The 17,701-nt window shown below is 43.2% G+C and carries 14 protein-coding genes; 3 read left to right on the forward strand and 11 right to left on the reverse strand.

Annotated elements, in window-relative coordinates:
* Nucleotides 1-21: 21 nt before the first annotated feature.
* Entirely contained in the window at nucleotides 22-186 is a 165-nt protein-coding gene (locus ACW689_RS06425; RefSeq protein WP_476289498.1) for a hypothetical protein, read from the reverse strand.
* Nucleotides 187-419: 233 nt separating this feature from the next.
* On the reverse strand, nucleotides 420-935 hold the full coding sequence (locus ACW689_RS06430; protein ID WP_476289500.1) for a GNAT family N-acetyltransferase: 516 nt from the start codon (nucleotides 933-935) through the stop codon (nucleotides 420-422).
* Nucleotides 936-1,161: 226 nt separating this feature from the next.
* Here ACW689_RS06430 and ACW689_RS06435 point away from each other — a divergent pair, with 226 nt between their 5' ends.
* Entirely contained in the window at nucleotides 1,162-2,442 is a 1,281-nt protein-coding gene (locus ACW689_RS06435) for a hypothetical protein (protein WP_476289502.1), read from the forward strand.
* A gap of 66 nt (nucleotides 2,443-2,508) precedes the next feature.
* On the opposite strand, the gene ACW689_RS06440 is transcribed toward ACW689_RS06435, so the two are convergent.
* The 7 genes from ACW689_RS06440 to ACW689_RS06470 form a co-directional block, all read right to left on the reverse strand.
* Nucleotides 2,509-2,994 carry a GNAT family N-acetyltransferase gene (locus ACW689_RS06440; protein ID WP_476289504.1) on the reverse strand — a complete coding sequence of 162 codons (486 nt, stop codon included), beginning with the start codon at nucleotides 2,992-2,994 and terminating at the stop codon, nucleotides 2,509-2,511.
* A 28-nt stretch (nucleotides 2,995-3,022) separates the two neighbouring features.
* On the reverse strand, nucleotides 3,023-3,613 hold the full coding sequence (locus ACW689_RS06445) for a LysE family translocator (protein ID WP_476289506.1): 591 nt from the start codon (nucleotides 3,611-3,613) through the stop codon (nucleotides 3,023-3,025).
* Between the two features lie 76 nt (nucleotides 3,614-3,689).
* On the reverse strand, nucleotides 3,690-4,862 hold the full coding sequence (gene prpF / locus ACW689_RS06450; RefSeq protein ID WP_476289508.1) for a 2-methylaconitate cis-trans isomerase PrpF: 1,173 nt from the start codon (nucleotides 4,860-4,862) through the stop codon (nucleotides 3,690-3,692).
* A 63-nt stretch (nucleotides 4,863-4,925) separates the two neighbouring features.
* On the reverse strand, nucleotides 4,926-7,517 hold the full coding sequence (gene acnD / locus ACW689_RS06455; RefSeq protein ID WP_476289510.1) for a Fe/S-dependent 2-methylisocitrate dehydratase AcnD: 2,592 nt from the start codon (nucleotides 7,515-7,517) through the stop codon (nucleotides 4,926-4,928).
* Nucleotides 7,518-7,589: 72 nt separating this feature from the next.
* Entirely contained in the window at nucleotides 7,590-8,711 is a 1,122-nt protein-coding gene (prpC, locus tag ACW689_RS06460) for a bifunctional 2-methylcitrate synthase/citrate synthase (RefSeq protein WP_476289512.1), read from the reverse strand.
* A gap of 84 nt (nucleotides 8,712-8,795) precedes the next feature.
* Nucleotides 8,796-9,686 carry a methylisocitrate lyase gene (gene prpB, locus ACW689_RS06465; protein ID WP_476289514.1) on the reverse strand — a complete coding sequence of 297 codons (891 nt, stop codon included), beginning with the start codon at nucleotides 9,684-9,686 and terminating at the stop codon, nucleotides 8,796-8,798.
* 11 nt (nucleotides 9,687-9,697) lie between these two features.
* Nucleotides 9,698-10,363, reverse strand: coding sequence for a GntR family transcriptional regulator (locus ACW689_RS06470; RefSeq protein WP_476289516.1), 666 nt, complete (start codon nucleotides 10,361-10,363; stop codon nucleotides 9,698-9,700).
* Nucleotides 10,364-10,843: 480 nt separating this feature from the next.
* On the opposite strand from ACW689_RS06470, the gene ACW689_RS06475 reads away from it, so the two are divergent.
* On the forward strand, nucleotides 10,844-11,614 hold the full coding sequence (locus tag ACW689_RS06475; protein WP_476289518.1) for a substrate-binding periplasmic protein: 771 nt from the start codon (nucleotides 10,844-10,846) through the stop codon (nucleotides 11,612-11,614).
* 81 nt (nucleotides 11,615-11,695) lie between these two features.
* On the opposite strand, the gene ACW689_RS06480 is transcribed toward ACW689_RS06475, so the two are convergent.
* Nucleotides 11,696-11,905, reverse strand: a complete 210-nt coding sequence (locus ACW689_RS06480; RefSeq protein WP_476289520.1) for a cold-shock protein — start codon at nucleotides 11,903-11,905, stop codon at nucleotides 11,696-11,698.
* A gap of 452 nt (nucleotides 11,906-12,357) precedes the next feature.
* Between ACW689_RS06480 and ACW689_RS06485 the strand changes: the two genes are divergently transcribed.
* Nucleotides 12,358-13,488, forward strand: coding sequence for a PAS domain-containing protein (locus tag ACW689_RS06485; RefSeq protein ID WP_476289522.1), 1,131 nt, complete (start codon nucleotides 12,358-12,360; stop codon nucleotides 13,486-13,488).
* Nucleotides 13,489-13,671: 183 nt separating this feature from the next.
* Here ACW689_RS06485 and ACW689_RS06490 read toward each other — a convergent pair whose 3' ends face one another.
* The gene (locus ACW689_RS06490; RefSeq protein WP_476289524.1) at nucleotides 13,672-17,664 is read right to left on the reverse strand and encodes a response regulator; all 3,993 of its coding nucleotides are present in this window, start codon (nucleotides 17,662-17,664) and stop codon (nucleotides 13,672-13,674) included.
* Nucleotides 17,665-17,701 lie beyond the last annotated feature (37 nt).

Raw genomic sequence — 17,701 nt, forward strand, 5'->3', positions numbered from 1 at the left:
TAAATATCCGCCATTAACAGCCTAAACCCCCAGCGTACGTTTTGACGTATGGGAAGTCGTTTTTAATGATGTTTTTCCTCTTGCTTCAGAGATAAACAAATCACTATCACCGCCTACTACAAGCAACGCATTATTGCGCGATAGTTCTTTTAATTTTAATGATCTTACTGTTGGCTTTTTTTTCATTATTTTGGTCCTCGTAAATCAGAAGGCATTCATATGAGGCAAATTGCAACCGCATACTGAACATTTTTCATTCAACCATCTGCATATTACTGAGTAAGAAACTATTACACAATCATCAAATTTAAGGAATTTCTCCCTAAAATACCGCTCTTGTAGTAAATTGTTATTGGTAAAGAATATATGAACATTGCACTGTAATAATACGACTATTGCCAGCCCCTGTGAGCAAACAATTAGAATTTACACTGATGGACGCTTACAGCACGCTGTTGTGTGCGTATTTCTATTATTCGATCCTCCAGATATACCAATCCCATTTTTTTGATCACGGCTCTTGAGCGCTCATTTTCAACAAAATGTGTTGCTTCTAAGCCCTTTAAATTAAACTCTCTACGGTACAATTCAACCAGCCCCCGGACAGCTTCAGACATAATGCCCTTACCCCAATAATCATACCCCAACCAGTATCCCAAAGTGCCAATGCCATCCTCAATCGTGACAAAACTAACAGCGCCAATCACTTCATTTTTATCAACTTGAGTGATGGCATAAACAACGCTTTCACCACTTTCAAACTTCGCCTGATGAGTGCTGATCCACTTTACTGCCATTGACTCTGAGTACGGATGGGGAATATTTTTGGTCATGCCACTGACGCGTTTATCTCCAGCCAACAGGGCAACACGTGCCGCATCGGTAGGTTGAAATGGGCGAAGTAACAAACGATCAGTAGAAATGTGTAATTGCATTAAATTCAGCTCCCTTAACAATGACTTTTTGACTTCAAGTGTTGCTTATCGAGCATACACCTTTAAGCAAAATAACAAGTTACTCTTTAAAATCAATAAGTAAATCATTAAAAACCACAGCAAGAAAAGCTTGAAATGAAAAGTAGGTACAAGTATGTTGACCTACACATTTGTTATGTTATAACATTTTAAAAATGATACATTATAACATTACGGAAAGTTCAAGTTGAAAACTCGCTTTTTACTTAGTTTTGTCTCTTTGCTTGTCTTAGCCGGTTGTGGCTCAGATAAACATACACTCACGCCAATAGCACAAGATAATAGCCATGATGAGCATACAACGCCTATCAGCAAACAACCTGATATCACGTTGCCATATGGTAGATTGGCAATAGCGCACACTAATACAATTTCAATCTACAATTTGGATGACGGCAGCCTAGTTGATTCATTAACCACAACTCATGAAGAACTCGCATTGGCAACGAGTGCCCAAGGACGCTATGTGTTAGCCATTTCTCGTCAAAACGACCTTGTGCAATTCATTGATTCAGGGCTGCACCTAGAAACAACTGATAATCAGCAAAGCCTGCACCAAGATACACCAAGTTTGCTTGGCTTTGAGCTATACGACAGCAAGGCAACTCACTACATACCTAACTCACAAAATGCTTTGCTGTTTTTCGATGGCAACAAAGACAGTGGCACAGATGCAAGCTTCGCGTTACTTTCCGATACGAGTATCGCAAACAATTCCGTACTAGCAAGTCACCATTACACAACATATATGCACGGTACAGGGCAAGTACGTGGCGACTGGGTGATAGCGACATTACGCGAACCTGAAAGTGAAAGCTCATTGCCAAGCTCGCTAGGCCTATTTGAATTACATGGTGACCATTTTCATCAAGAACAAACTTTTGAGCATGCCTGCCCTGCGCTACATGGTAGTATCCAAACCACATCATACATCGCTTTTGCGTGTGGTGATGGCATCGTAAAAATTACGCAACAAGAAAACACTTTTACATCGGAGCATATTGCCAATACAGCGGCATTACCTGAGGGGCATAGAATTGGCAAGCTCATAGGCAGTCACAGCAATGCCAATGTACTGGGTATTGCGAGGGGTAACTTTTACCATGTTGATTTAGAAAACAATGAGTTGAGTGCTTTCAACTGGCAACCAGAAGGCATTGAAACCTACTTGACGTATGGGATCAGTGCTGTTTCGCAAGACTTATTGATCCTTGATGAAAAAGGCTACATCAACATATTTGACAGTGAAAATAATTGGCAAGCAGCTGGCAGATTTAAAGCCATTGAGGCCCTTTCAGCTGATGTGCCCTCGCTGCTGATCAACAACCAAGCATATGATGTCACTTATCTTATCCATGGCAAAGAAGTCATCAGTTTAGACCTCAAATCACAGCAAGCGACACCTCTTTTTACACTAATGGAAAACACTGAGACCGCCGCTTGGGCTGGTATTCCAGTGAACGAATAAAGACGAGGACCCTCCCTTAACCTTTTGCGCTACCATTTGGTAGCGCTTTTTTTAAAGAAGTTACTATTAAACCTTATTAAATTTTTCCAAAAGCAATGGCTTTATCATGAAAATACACCCATCCAACGAGTCTTCGTCCAATATAGTTTCTTTCACAAAGCCACATTTTTCATAAGCTTTAATAGCTGTTTGGTTATGTTCGTACACAAATAAAGAGCAATCCCTTACCTTCAGTGACTGTAAACCCCATTTACACAGAGCTTCGATCAATACTTTAGCGACCCCTCTACCTCTTTGGTTCGGATTGACGACTAAGCGTGCAAGGTGACAACGCTCGAAACGCAAATAATACTGCCCAAATGCCAACACTTCACCGTCAACCGACTGCAAAACAATCGTATTGTCATCTGTAATATTTAAGTCCGTCCTCATTTGCTGGGTATGCAATGGGTAACTAATATTTGGCCCTGCCCATTGAGTCACTTCTTGTTGGTTTGAAAACCACGTTAGCAGTTGCTGCAAATGTGTATCAGTGGCAGTTGTGGTAAGCATGTAGTGCAAATTCCCTATAAATTTCTAATTATCGTACAAAAGTTATCACTAGACTAACAAGCAAAGCACCTGAAAATATTAATCTCAACCACTTGGCTTGCGCAGGTTTTGCAAATAATGGGCGCAGTTTTACTCCCATTGCCATCCATAGTCCATCCACTAGTACGGCAACTAAAAAGCAGCTAATGACGGTCAACAACACATTTGCCATGGGCGTAAACTGGTTGAGCATATTGTTGGCAAATATCGCTAAAAACGCGGCATAGGCTTTTGGATTAATGAGGTTTAATATAAAGCCATCTTTAAAGCTTGGTGCACTGCCTTGCACACTACCTATGCCGCCTTTAGCTGTAGCAATTTTATAGGCTATGTAACATAGATAGGCCGTTCCGAGCACTTGGCACACCTTCTGCACGAAAGGGTAAGTATTAAACAAAGTACCTAGCCCTGTTGCAACTAAAGCTATCACAACCAACAAACCCGCTAGGATCCCCCCTAAAAAACCTGCGCCTTGGCGAAAACCAAAGCTTGCTCCTACACCTGCCAATGCTAAAGGGGCAGGCCCCGGTGAGCCAAGTAACAAAGCCGTCGTCATCACTAACGAAAATATCGCGTCCATGAGTTTCCTTAAAAATGAAGATAAAAAGGCCCTCTTTTGGGCCTTGATAACATTACAAGTAGAAAAGAGTGAATACTTAGTCTTGTGGCACCCGCACATGACCTTCCATCAAGACACGTGCACTGCGGCTCATAATGGCCTTTTCAGCTAGCCATTGGCCATTGACCAATTTAGCTGCAGCACCAACTCGAAGTGTGCCCGACGGATGTCCAAAGGTAACGCTTTTGCGCTCGCCGCCACCGGCTGCTAAATTAACCAACGTGCCAGGTATTGCAGCAGCAGTTGCTATGGCAACAGCGGCGGTGCCCATCATGGCATGGTGCAATTTGCCCATAGAAAGTGCGCGTACACACACATCAATATCATCACAGTTAATGGGTTTACCACTTGACGCCACATAGCTCTGCGGGTCACTAACAAACGCAATTTTTGGTGTGTGTTGACGGCTTGCAGCTTCCTCAATCGAGCTGATCAACCCCATTTTTAGCGCACCATGGGCGCGAATGGTTTCAAAACGCGCGAGTGCTTGTTCATCGTTATTAATGGCGTCTTGTAACTCAGTGCCGGTATAACCTAATTCATCAGCATTAAAGAACAAAGTTGGGATACCCGCGTTGATCATAGTGACATCAAACTCGCCTATGCCTGGCACTTCTAGTTTGTCGACTAAATTTCCAGTTGGGAACATTGCGCCTTCACCGTCAGCAGGGTCCATAAATTCCACCACCACTTCAGCCGCTGGGAAGGTTACGCCATCCAGCTCAAAGTCGCCGGTTTCTTGCACTTCGCCATCCGTGATTGGTACATGAGCGATAATGGTTTTTTTAATATTGGCCTGCCAAATACGCACTACCGCAATGCCGTTTTCTGGAATACGACTTGAGTCCACAAGACCATTACTGATCGCAAATGAGCCAACCGCTGCGGTTAAGTTGCCACAGTTGCCGCTCCAATCAATAAATGGCTTGTCGATAGCCACTTGGCCAAACAAATAATCAACGTCATGATCTGGCTGTGTGCTTTTTGATAAAATCACCGTTTTGCTGGTGCTGGATGTCGCACCGCCCATGCCGTCGGTATGCTTACCGTAGGGATCGGGGCTGCCGATCACGCGCAGCAATAGCGCATCACGCTCAACGCCTTGAGTTTGTGCTTGCACTGGCAAATCGGTGAGGTTAAAAAACACCCCTTTACTGGTTCCGCCACGCATGTAAGTAGCCGGTACCTTTATTTGCGGTTTAAAAGACATGAAAAGTTCCTTTAAAAAGCCTAAAAAAGGCCCTGTATAGAGGGCCTAGTCATTTATTATGAGTTATGCGTTTGCTTCTAAAAAGTCTTTAGCAAAACGCTGTAGTACACCACCAGCTGAGTAAATAGACACTTCTTCAGCTGTATCCAAACGACACGTCATGGGTACTTCAATACGTTCACCATTGTTGCGATTAATCACTAATGTAAGCGTTGCACCTGGGCTTGGTTCACCTTCAACATCAAAGGTTTCGGTGCCATCAATGCCAAGTGTTTTGCGCGTTGTGCCTGCTTTAAACTCGAGCGGTAACACACCCATACCAATCAAGTTAGTACGGTGAATGCGCTCAAAGCCTTCTGCAGCGATCACTTCCACACCCGCTAAACGCACGCCTTTTGCAGCCCAATCACGAGATGAGCCTTGGCCGTAGTCAGCGCCCGCAACAATAATCAACGGTTGCTTACGTTCCATGTAAGTTTCAATGGCTTCCCACATACGAATTTCTTGACCTTCTGGTTCAAGGCGCGCCAATGAGCCCTGCTTCACTTCGCCGTTGTCATCACGCACCATCTCATTGAATAACTTCGGGTTTGCGAACGTAGCTCGCTGTGCCGTTAAGTGGTCGCCTCGGTGCGTTGCATACGAGTTGAAGTCTTCTTCCGGTAAGCCCATTTTTGCTAAATATTCGCCCGCCGCGCTGCTCGCTAAAATCGCATTTGACGGTGATAAATGGTCGGTGGTGATGTTATCACCAAGCACTGCAAGTGGGCGCATGCCCTTCATGGTTCGCTCGGCTGCCAATGCGCCTTCCCAATATGGCGGACGACGAATGTAAGTGCTCATTTCACGCCAGTCATACAACGGGTTATTATCTTCCCCGTAATCCACGCTTAAATCAAACATCGGCTCGTAAACTTGGCGGAATTGCTCCGGTTTCACGCTTTGTGCAATTACTGCATCAATTTCTTCATCCGTTGGCCACAAATCTTTTAGTGTAACTGGGTTACCTTGTTGATCGTGTCCAAGTACATCTTTTTCGATATCAAAACGGATGGTACCTGCAATTGCGTAAGCGACTACCAGCGGCGGCGAAGCTAAGAATGCTTGTTTTGCATAAGGATGAATACGACCGTCAAAGTTACGGTTGCCCGAAAGCACAGCCGTTGCATACAGGTCTCGATCAATGATCTCTTGCTGAATTTGTGGGTCAAGTGCGCCACTCATACCGTTACAAGTTGTACAGGCAAATGCTACTACACCAAAACCAAGCTGCTCAAGCTCTGGCAGTAAGTTGGCTTCTTCCAGATACATTTTTACCGCTTTTGAACCCGGTGCTAGCGATGTTTTCACCCAAGGTTTGCGTATCAAGCCTTTGGCATTGGCATTGCGCGCCAATAACCCTGCCGCAATCACGTTACGCGGGTTACTGGTGTTGGTACAGCTGGTGATAGCCGCGATGATCACCGCGCCATCAGGCATTTTACCCTCTTCATTTTCAACCACACCGGCGATACCGGCTTTGGCTAGATCTGCAGTCGCTACGCGTTTATGCGGATTGGATGGGCCAGCGATATTGCGCCCCACTGAAGAGAGATCAAACTTCAGCACGCGCTCATACTGTGCACTTTCAAGGCTGTCCGCCCAAAGACCGGTGTGTTTTGCGTAGTTTTCCACTAAACGCACTTGCTCGTCATCACGACCTGTAAGCTTTAAGTAATCGATGGTTTGCTGATCGATGTAGAACATCGCCGCCGTTGCGCCGTATTCAGGGGTCATGTTTGAAATGGTTGCGCGGTCACCCAATGTTAGGCTTGAAGCACCTTCACCGTAAAACTCTAAATATGCGCCAACCACTTTTTCAGCACGTAGGAATTCGGTGATGGCTAACACAATATCAGTTGCGGTAATGCCCGGCTGCGCTTTGCCCGTTAGCTCTACGCCCACAATATCAGGTAAGCGCATGTACGACGCGCGGCCTAACATCACACTTTCCGCTTCAAGACCACCTACACCCACGGCTATCACGCCAAGCGCGTCAACGTGTGGCGTATGGCTGTCGGTACCCACTAAGGTATCGGGGAACGCCACACCATCACGGGCATGAATAACCGGCGACATCTTTTCCAAATTAATTTGGTGCATGATGCCGTTACCCGGCTGGATCACATCCACATTTTTAAACGCGGTTTTAGTCCAGTTAATAAAGTGAAAACGGTCTTCATTGCGTCTATCTTCAATGGCACGGTTTTTCTCAAACGCATCTTTTTCAAAACCCGCGTGTTCCACTGCAAGCGAATGATCAACAATCAACTGCGTTGGCACCACAGGATTCACCTTTGATGGATCGCCCCCTTTGGCAGCTATCGCATCACGCAAACCTGCCAAGTCAACCAATGCGGTTTGACCTAGAATATCGTGACAAACAACACGCGCAGGGAACCAAGGGAAATCTAAATCGCGACGACGTTCAATAATTTGTGTTAGGCAATCATCAAGCGTTTCTGGCTCACAGCGGCGTACTAAATTTTCGGCCAGTACGCGAGAAGTGTAAGGCAAGGTGTCGTAGGCACCTGGTTTAAGGGCATCGACTGCTTCGCGCGTGTCATAAAAGCTCAATTGTGAATTCGGTAGGAGCTTACGGTATTTGGTATTCATAACTACATCCAGTGGAAATTGATGACGGTGTTTGGACGATGCGGCCAAACTAAGTTGGCCGCTACGCAATGATTAGCGTTGTGAGATTGGTGTTACTGGGCGTAACTCTTCACCCGTGTATTCGGCTGACGGGCGAATAATGCGGTTATCTGCACGTTGCTCCATCACGTGTGCAGCCCAACCTGTTAAGCGTGACATCACAAAAATCGGGGTAAACAACTTGGTTGGAATACCCATAAAGTTGTATGCTGAAGCGTGGAAGAAATCCGCATTACAGAACAACTTTTTCTCACGCCACATCACTTCTTCACAACGCACAGACACAGGGTAAAGCACAGTGTCACCTACATCGTTTGCAAGCTTTTCTGACCATAGTTTGATGATCTCGTTACGTGGGTCGCTTTCTGAGTAAATCGCGTGACCAAAGCCCATGATTTTCTCTTTACGCGCCAACATGCCCATCATTTTCTCTTCTGCGTCATCCGCAGAGGTGAAGCTTTCAATCATTTCCATTGCCGCTTCGTTTGCACCACCATGTAGTGGACCGCGCAGTGAACCAATGGCACCAGTAACACATGAGTGCATATCAGATAATGTTGACGCACAAACACGTGCCGTGAAAGTAGACGCATTAAACTCATGCTCAGCATAAAGAATAAGTGATACATGCATTACACGCTCATGTAATTCATTTGGCTTTTTGCCATGTAACATATGTAAGAAGTGTGCTCCAATTGAATCATCATCGGTTTCAACTTCAATACGTACACCATCGTGGCTAAAACGATACCAATAACAAATAATGCTTGGGAAACACGCTAACATGCGGTCGGTTACCTTGCCTTGTAAATCAAAGCTTGATTCACCTTCTAAGTTACCTAGCATTGAACAACCAGTACGTAGTACATCCATTGGGTGCGCATCAGCTGGAATACGCTCTAACACCTCTTTAAGCGCTAGTGGCAAACCACGCATTGAGCGAAGCTCGCTCTTGTAGCTGTCTAATTCGGCTTGTGTCGGCAAGTGTCCTTTCAAAATAAGGTGTGCGACTTCTTCAAACTCACAGTGCTCTGCTAAATCTTTCACATCGTAACCGCGATAAGTCAGACCTGAGCCTGATTTACCTACTGTTGAAAGTGCTGTTTTCCCTGCTACTTGACCACGAAGGCCCGCACCGCTTAGTACTTTTGCCATTTTTTGTCTCCTGATTCTTTTACCTGCTGGATAATTATTTTTTTGCGACAACACCCGCGTTATCGCCAATTTGTTCTTTATAAATTACTTGTTTTTGCCTTGCGCAAACAATGAGTCAAGCTTTTGCTCGTACTCGTGGTAACCAAGATAATCGTATAAATCCATACGAGTTTGCATGGAATCTATGACAGCTTTTTGGTCACCGTCATTTAAAATGGTTTGATATACCAGCTCCGCTGCCTTGTTCATGGCACGGAATGCACTGAGTGGGTACAACACCATGTCTACACCCCACTGACCCAATTCCTCTTTATTCCAAAGTTCGGTTTTGCCAAATTCAGTGATGTTGGCAAGAATTGGTACATTGAGCGCTTCACTGAACGCTCTATAGTGCTCTTCTGTTTGAACTGCTTCTGCAAAAATGCCATCCGCACCCGCAGCAACGTAAGCCTTTGCACGCTCAATGGCCGCTTCCAAACCCTCTTGCGCAAATGAGTCAGTACGCGCCATGATGAAAAAGTCTGGATCGGTACGCGCATCCACTGCCGCTTTGATACGATCGACCATTTCTTCAGTCGATACTATTTCTTTATTAGGACGGTGACCGCAACGTTTTTGCGCTACTTGATCTTCCATGTGCACCGCTGCTGCACCTGCTTTTTCCATATCGCGAATGGTTTTAGCAATGTTAAAAGCACCGCCCCAACCAGTATCTATGTCCACCATCAAAGGCAGATCACACGCCGCAGTGATGCGCTGCACATCAGCTATCACATCATTTAACGACGTCATACCCAAATCTGGCAAACCATATGATGCGTTTGCTACACCACCACCTGAAAGGTAAATTGCTTGATGGCCGATCTTTTTCGCCATAATGGCCGAGTACGCATTTATGGTACCGACGATTTGTAATGGCTGATTGGCTTTCAGTGCCTCGCGGAACTTTTTACCTGCGCTTGTAAATCCTGTCATGATGATCTCTCTTATAAACTGTGTTGAAGTTTGGCTTCGATATTATTTTTAGAATAAGTGATATGTCGACGCATCAGCATTTCGGCAAGCTCTGGGTCACGATTGCTAATGGCTTGCACAATATGCTTATGTTCATCAAATGCAGTCGTAACACGCGGCCCAGCCATGCCAAGTTGAACGCGATACATGCGCACCAAGTGATATAAGCCATTCACTAACATGGAAATTAAGTGCGCGTTTTTACTGCCTTGAATAATGCGATAGTGGAAGTCTAAGTCTCCCGCTTCTTGATAATACAATTTGGCGCTTTTGACTTTGTCTGATTGGCTATTCAATAAGGCATTGAGTTCAATGATCTCTTGCTCGCTCATATGCTGTGCGGCAAGACGTGCTGCCATGCCTTCTAATGCCTCTCGAACTTGATACAGTTCAATCAAACCTTCTGGTGAGAGTGATACTACTCGAGCACCCACATTTGCTTTGCGTTCAACGATATTACACGCTTCTAAACGGTTAATCGCTTCACGCACAACGGCACGACTGACTTCATATTTTGTCGACAATTCAGTTTCACTGAGTTTAGTACCCGATGGGATAACACCTTCAACAATTTCCTTCCTAAGGCGAAAAAACGCTTTATCTGAGGAAGTTACTGCTTGCTCTTGAAAAAACTCCATCTTGAACCAAACTCTGTGAATACAAATAAGTTGTAGACAATATAGTGTTGCTTTACGTTAACGTCAACCTGTTCGAGTCAAGATTGTCGACAATTTAATTTATAATGCTTATAAGTTTGCTGAATAGGGAAAGTGTTCGTGAAGCGACGAAAGATTTAGCGAAAAAATATAAAAATAATCGCCATCATCATGGCGCTTATTCAGTAGTATGGATCACGCGAGGTAGCAACGCCACTTTTCGAACCGACTTAGGGAAAAAATAGCCAATAAAAGACCCGCGCCTACCGTAAGAGGCTTTATTTGCTGTGTATATCGAAACAAACTGTTCATCAATTCTTGATCATTTGAATTTTTTCTTAAGTTAGCGAACGAAACTTAAAAAAAACTTAAGAACTGATAATTGCTAAAAACGCTCAATATTTACTTGCATCACAATACAATTTGCTAAACTTTAAAAATAAGAAGCCAACAGATTGTGCCGTGAGAAGACTAACTGCATTATTGTTATATCGAGTAAAAGCCAGCTTATTTGCAAGTACAGCACTGTTAATTAGTTGTTTTGCTAACGCTGAAAAAGACCCTTATTTTGCAATAGTCACGGAGTTATCACCTCCTAACCAGACACTTGAAAATGGCATTGTGGCTGGAACCAGTACCGAATTGGTAAAGCAAATTATTGCACAGGCAAAACTACAAGGTGATTATCAACTCTATCCGTGGGCAAGAGCATATAAACTCGCCAGCAGCCACAAGAACACCTTAATTTACAGCATGGCTAAAACCCCTGATAGGGCAAACCTGTTCCACTGGATTGGGCCCGTTGCGATGTTTCACTTGGGCTTTGTCACGAATGCCTATCGCAACGACGTTACAGTTAATTCATTGGAAGACGCTAAAAAGTATCGCTTAGCGGTGCAAAGGGGAGATATTGCGGCAGACAAACTAAAAAGTTATGGTTTTGATTATGTGCTAACAGCCGACATAAAGCGCTCATATCAGCTACTGATTGCCAATAAAGTCGATTTAGTCTTAGACGATCCTAGATATTTAAGCACTATGGCCGAGTCGCTCAACTTACCCAAAGAACATTTCAAGTTCTTGTATGCTGTTGATGGCCTATCCGTCAGTGGCTACTTGGCAGCAAGTATTAGCACACCTGAACCGCTGGTAGCGAGATTAAAAGAAGCATTTGCAGAAATACAAAAGAAGGCAAACTACCAACAAGTATTACTTTCTGTTCCAACTCAATAAATCGCTTTTTTCATCATTTAAAAACACCAGACATAAAAAAAGCAAGCTTTGAGCTTGCTTTTTCTCTTAAGCATTGATTGCTTAGATAACTGTGATGTTCTCAGCTTGAGGACCTTTTTGGCCGTTAGCTAAAGTAAACTCAACACGTTGGCCTTCAGCTAGTGTACGGAAACCGTCACCTTTGATTGCGCTGAAATGAGCAAATACGTCTGGGCCATTCTCTTGTGCGATGAAACCAAAACCTTTTGACTCGTTGAACCACTTAACTGTGCCAGTTACTGTATTAGACATATCGATATATCCTGATTTAAAAATTAAACTATGCCCATCTGGGCGCATAGAGCAAAAATTAGACGGTACTTAAAAACTTCAGGACGGTACTACAAGTATGACTTATACAACAACGTAATGGAGATTTATAAACACTGACATATTTTTTGTCTAAGTTCAGTCTATATACATCAGACCCCAAGTCAATCAATTTTGCGACCAAACAAATTAATTTTCTGTTACAACATCTTGTATACACTTTAACCAACAAAATAATTAATAACATGGGCTTAATAACCACATACTTGATACGAAAAACGAATTAATTCGTACTTTTATACTCCACTCTCGTGTCCCTTGTATTCATTTGTAATTCACCCAAAACCTATCGCTTTAAAGCGACTTCGGATCATAGATCTATTTAATATTGATCTAAATTGACTATTGGCATGTACAGATAAGTGTGTAAATAAATGGAATTTAGACTACTTTTAACAGTACTCAACGTCCACCCACACAGAGCCTATACCATGACAAATATGATCACAAATATGGAAGAGTCACTGTTCTTCAGCAAATTAATTGATCAGTGCTCAGTTTTGGATTTACTCAAACAGCTATTGATGCACTCCCACCATGCCATTGTAATCACCAATGCCGACCAAAACAATGGTTACCCAATCGTATATGCGAATGCCGTTTTTTGTCGTCATACTGGGTATGAACTCGCTGAATTGGTAGGGCAGTCTCCCTCAATTTTACAAGGCCCAGAAAGTAATAAAAGAGTAATAGCGAAAATAACGCCATCGCTAAAGGAACATGGCTACTTTTATGGCGCATCCATCAACTACCGTAAAGATGGCAGCATCTATCCGGTTGAATGGAACATATCTGAGATCAAAAATGCTAATGGGGAAGTAACACACTATATCTCGATGCAAAAAGATCTCACCAATATGAAACGGGTTGCGGAGCAAGTTAAGGAATCTAACGAAATATTCAAGCGTTTTTATCAAACATGCACAAGCAGTTCTTCTGACATTCCAATAGAAAGTGAGGTTGTAGAAACACTCAAAAGTAATGAAAAGCTATATAATGGAAACCTACGTTCTGACGACAAACTAGAGCTATTTGAAGAAGCCTTTTTTGATTTTTCACCGGGAGAAATGGGCGCTTTAGGCAACAAAATCAAAAAGTCACCGGTAAGCGCGGAGCTGTTTTGGCTAGAAAGTCCAATTGGTGATGAAGACATTGAAACAGTGACTGAGTCTATCAAAGAGTTAGAAGCTGAAATCGGCTTAGGCGAGGCATTAAGCAGAGCTCCTAACCTACAGCTCATCGCCAAATATATGAAAGAAGTGGCAAATAACCTCTACTTCTGCGTCGAATTCAATGATGGCGCACTCATGATAGATGAAGTCGCCAACGAGCTATGCAAAATCGAGGATGCGGACTCAGTCCCAATGGAAATATTAGCGACATTTTGCAAAGACATCGCGCAGTGGGTTGAAGAAGTATTTGTTGATAAAAACGCCGAAAACATTTTTAACGGTGAAGACAACACCATCGCCGCAGGCAATCAGTTATTGGCGTTTTTGAAGTAGTTAATGCGTTGAAACTTTACTTGACGGTGACCAAGCTCTTAAGACATGTATAAGAGCGTGGGTCGCTTTATTTTTGCTACTTTTTGAAAGATTAAAGATCACGGTTGAAAACAACCGTCAATTTCTCTTGGCAATAAAAGTACGACAAAATCGCTTGGTGTTAACATTAAAGGGGGAATTAGTTTAAGCAAGATCTGACATTGTTATCAATATCTTCTCAGCCTTGGCGAATTCAAAATCATTAATCGTGTCTCTGACTTGTTCCAGAATTTCTTGGGGAAATGCATTTTGCTCAAACATTTCATCAATGACTTCTAATGATTGCACGTCAAAATTTTGCACCAGCTCTAACAGCTCATCGAATAACTGCTTACGCTTGGTTTGGGACATGGTGCTCTGCAATTCATCCTCTGCCTGCTTAGGCTTTAGCTCTCTGTTTGTCAGCTTTTCATCCGCGTCTTTGAGATAACTTATCACTTCATGCAGTTGTTCTATATCAACACTCGCTTGCTGCGCTATTTGATCTTCAAATGCTTCGCCTTTTTCCATCAAATAATGAGCTGATAGGTTTGCCGCAGACCCCTTCAACGAATGTGCGATCCTCGCGGCATGCTCGGTATCGCCAATAATGACCGCTTGCTCTAAATTAATAAGTTCTTCAACCTGCTTATGTACAAACTTACCTAAAATATTCCAGTAGGCTTTTTCGTTTCCGCCAATCCTGTCAATTCCGTCTTTAAAGTCGAATCCATCTATTTTAAAACTGTCTGTTGCTGGCTTGTTTGTATCCGTATTTTTGCCTTTAACGACCGACGCCTCATCTGCTAATTTGGGTAAAATAGTGCGACCTTTTTGCTTAAGTTGCTCATCGATTGTGGCCACCATTTTGTCAAAATTAATCGGCTTGGCGATGTGTGCATTCATCCCCACAGCAAGGCATTGGTCAACGTCTTCTTTCATTGCGTTAGCTGTCATAGCAATGATAGGAGTTGTATCAAACGCTTCGTTTTCTCTTATTTTTCGAGCCGCTGTTAGCCCGTCCATAACCGGCATTTGCATATCCATAAAAATCAAAGAAAACGTGTCATTTTGTTCTAATTTATCTAACGCTTCCGCACCATGATTAGCAATGGTGACGTCAATATTAATTGACTGCAACATTTCCGTGGCCACTTCTTGGTTTGTTTCATTATCTTCAACAAGTAACGCCTTCGTACCAGCAAACGAATACTGCTTAGGCTTCTTCGTTTTGGGCTTAGGTATAGACTCACTTTGCAAGTCAAAGCAATCCATGACACAGTCAAACACGATTGACGCATTGATAGGTTTGGTGATAATGCCGCCCAAAACATTAATCAAGTTGTCTTCTAGGTTTAATTCTCGACTATGTGCTGTAACCAGTATCACTTTGGGAGAATGGGTAAGCTTAAGTTCTGCGATGCGCTGGGCCAATTCACAGCCATCCATATTGGGCATGTTCCAATCAGAAAAGACCAATTGAAACGTTTCACGCTCCATTATTTCCAGCGCTTCTTCTCCACAACTAGCCACTGACACTTTAAAGCCCAAATGAGCGATCAAATCTGACATAATGGCTCTTGCAGCGTCATTATCATCAACCACCAACACGGAGGTGTTTTTGATGATCGATTCAGGGCAAAGGAGCGGTTTTACTGCCACTTCTTGCAACCCGACTTTGATGGTAAAAAAGAATTCCGAGCCGACGCCTTCCTCACTTGTAACACCAATTTGCCCTCCCATCAATTCAACGAGTCGCTTCGATATACTCAAGCCTAATCCGGTTCCACCATACTTTCTGGTAATTGAGGTATCTGCTTGAGAAAAAGCCTTAAATAGTTGTTCTTGTTGCGCTTGTGTGAGCCCAATCCCTGAATCTTTAACTGAAAACTTCAATACCGCGCTTTCATCATTTTGTTCCACTACTCTAACGGTGATGATCACCTCTCCTTGTTCGGTAAATTTGATGGCGTTACCACATAGGTTGATCAACACCTGACCTAAACGCAACGGATCACCAACTAAGTTGGAAGGCACATCCGGCGGTATATCCAGTAAAAGTTCCAACCCTTTGTCTTCAGCCTTAATGGAGTTCACAATCGATACATTAGTGGTCACTTTATCCAAATCAAATGGCTCATGCTCAATACTCATTTTTCCAGACTCAATTTTAGAAAAATCGAGTACATCATTGATAATGCCCAGAAGATTATTGGCCGCCAAATCAATCTTTTTCATATAGTTCATTTGTTGCTTAGACAGCTGAGTATTCAATATAAGATGACTCATGCCGATGATAGCATTCATTGGAGTGCGAATTTCATGGCTCATATTCGCTAAAAATTCGCCTTTTGCTTTGCTTGAACTATCTGCTTGCATCTTGGCGTCACGCAACTGTCTTTCCATTTCTTTGCTTTGCGTTACATCTAATATAAGCCCGACGATGCCGGCCACTTGATTGTCTGCATCACTAAATGTGGCTTCATACACAACCACTTCCCGCTCTTCACCATTCACATTTTTAATGCGCATCTCATAGTTATGATGACCCGGATTGGCGAGTAGCTTTTTCTCTGATTCATTAAAACGAGTGGCAATGTCAAAAGGAAAAATATTATCCGGTTTCGCACCTATCACATCCGCTTCAAAAGTGCCTCTAAACTCGTGAAAGCGGCTATTTACCCCTAAATACATCCCTTCTTGGTTTCTGTAATACATGGGGTTGGGGATCGCATCGATGATTTTTTTGTTCAGCTCTAGCTGCTCATAGGCCATACGCTCAGTTTTTCTCTGGATCTCTTGATTTCGGGTTAGTTGCAACCCGACGGCCAAATCGCGAATGATGTAGCTCAGCCAATGAAACTCTTTTTCACTAAGTGGATAGAAGCTACCAAGCTCTAAAAGGCCAATACAGCTCTCTCCTACGGTTAAAGGAAAATAATGGAGTTCTCGCAAAAAGACCGCTTTGCCATGATGGTCAAACTTGAATTGTTCTGATAAATCAATGGAATATCTATTTTTAGTTTTCAGCGCATGAAAATACACCGATTCCGAGTCTTGATAGGTACTTTTTGCCTCGTTTTCATAGCCAATGCCAGAGACACGCTCCAATTCATCCTCTTCATACACGTATAACCCAACCACCGGAATGGATAGTCTTTGGCAAACAAATTCAATGATCTCATCACCCAGCTCGTGGGCACTGTTTTTGCCTCGCAACGCTAAGTTAAAATCTTTAATGATGGTACTAAAGTTAAGTTGCTGTGTGATGTTTTCCAACAGGCGGTTCATTGCCCTAGCAAAAGTGCCAAGCTCTCCTTGGTACGTTTCATTTAACTTGAAGTTAAAATCGTTTTTTTCTACCTGAGCCACGAGTACTTTTTGAATATTTGAAATAGGTGTGATGTAGTAACGCCACAACAAATAAAATGACAAGGCAATGGACAGCAAGAGCGTTAAAATGATGATGCTGTGGATCTTTTGAGCCACCAGTGAGCTTTGCTCACATTCAGCAATGCGCTCTTTTAATTTCGATAAAAGCTTAAGCTCCACATCCGCCAAAGCTTGATATGCCTGCTCCTTACGCACTAAATAGGCCGAGCCTAGTAATAAATTCTCTTGATTTGTGATCGAACCAACAGCACTTTGTACTAGTTCGGAGCCACGATATTCTTGCCGCGATGAGATCGCCTGCAGCTCCATATCGACCAGCTCTTCGTCCATCGCAAATGCTCTTTGCAGTTGGTTAAATTCATAGTCATTTGGCGCAAACCGCTCAAACCTTTCAAAGAATGAAGCTGAGACTTTTTTGTCGTCAGTTTTAGGCACAACACTATTGGGCAATGAAAGCGTATCCCAATAGCCAAGCTGATATTCTGACTCTTTGGCAAACGTACCATTATCAATTGCTAACGCTAATTGAAACAAATCTAACCAACGCAGCTCCCCCGTCATCACAAACGATCTCGCAAATTTGCTCCGCTGATTAGCCACTTGCTTTACTTCTTGCACAAGCTGCTTCAACTGTGCCAACTGATGCTGAGTTGACTGTTTGGCAGACTCACTCGCGTCGATATATTTAGACACGAAAAGTAACGCAATACTGGTAATAAACATAAACCCAAACAACGCGACGAACAGAGATCTAAGTTTGAACATAAAGTGCTTTTGGTTGCTGGCAGTTATACAAAGATAG

The sequence above is a fragment of the Pseudoalteromonas sp. ABE4_541 genome (genome assembly GCF_056312285.1).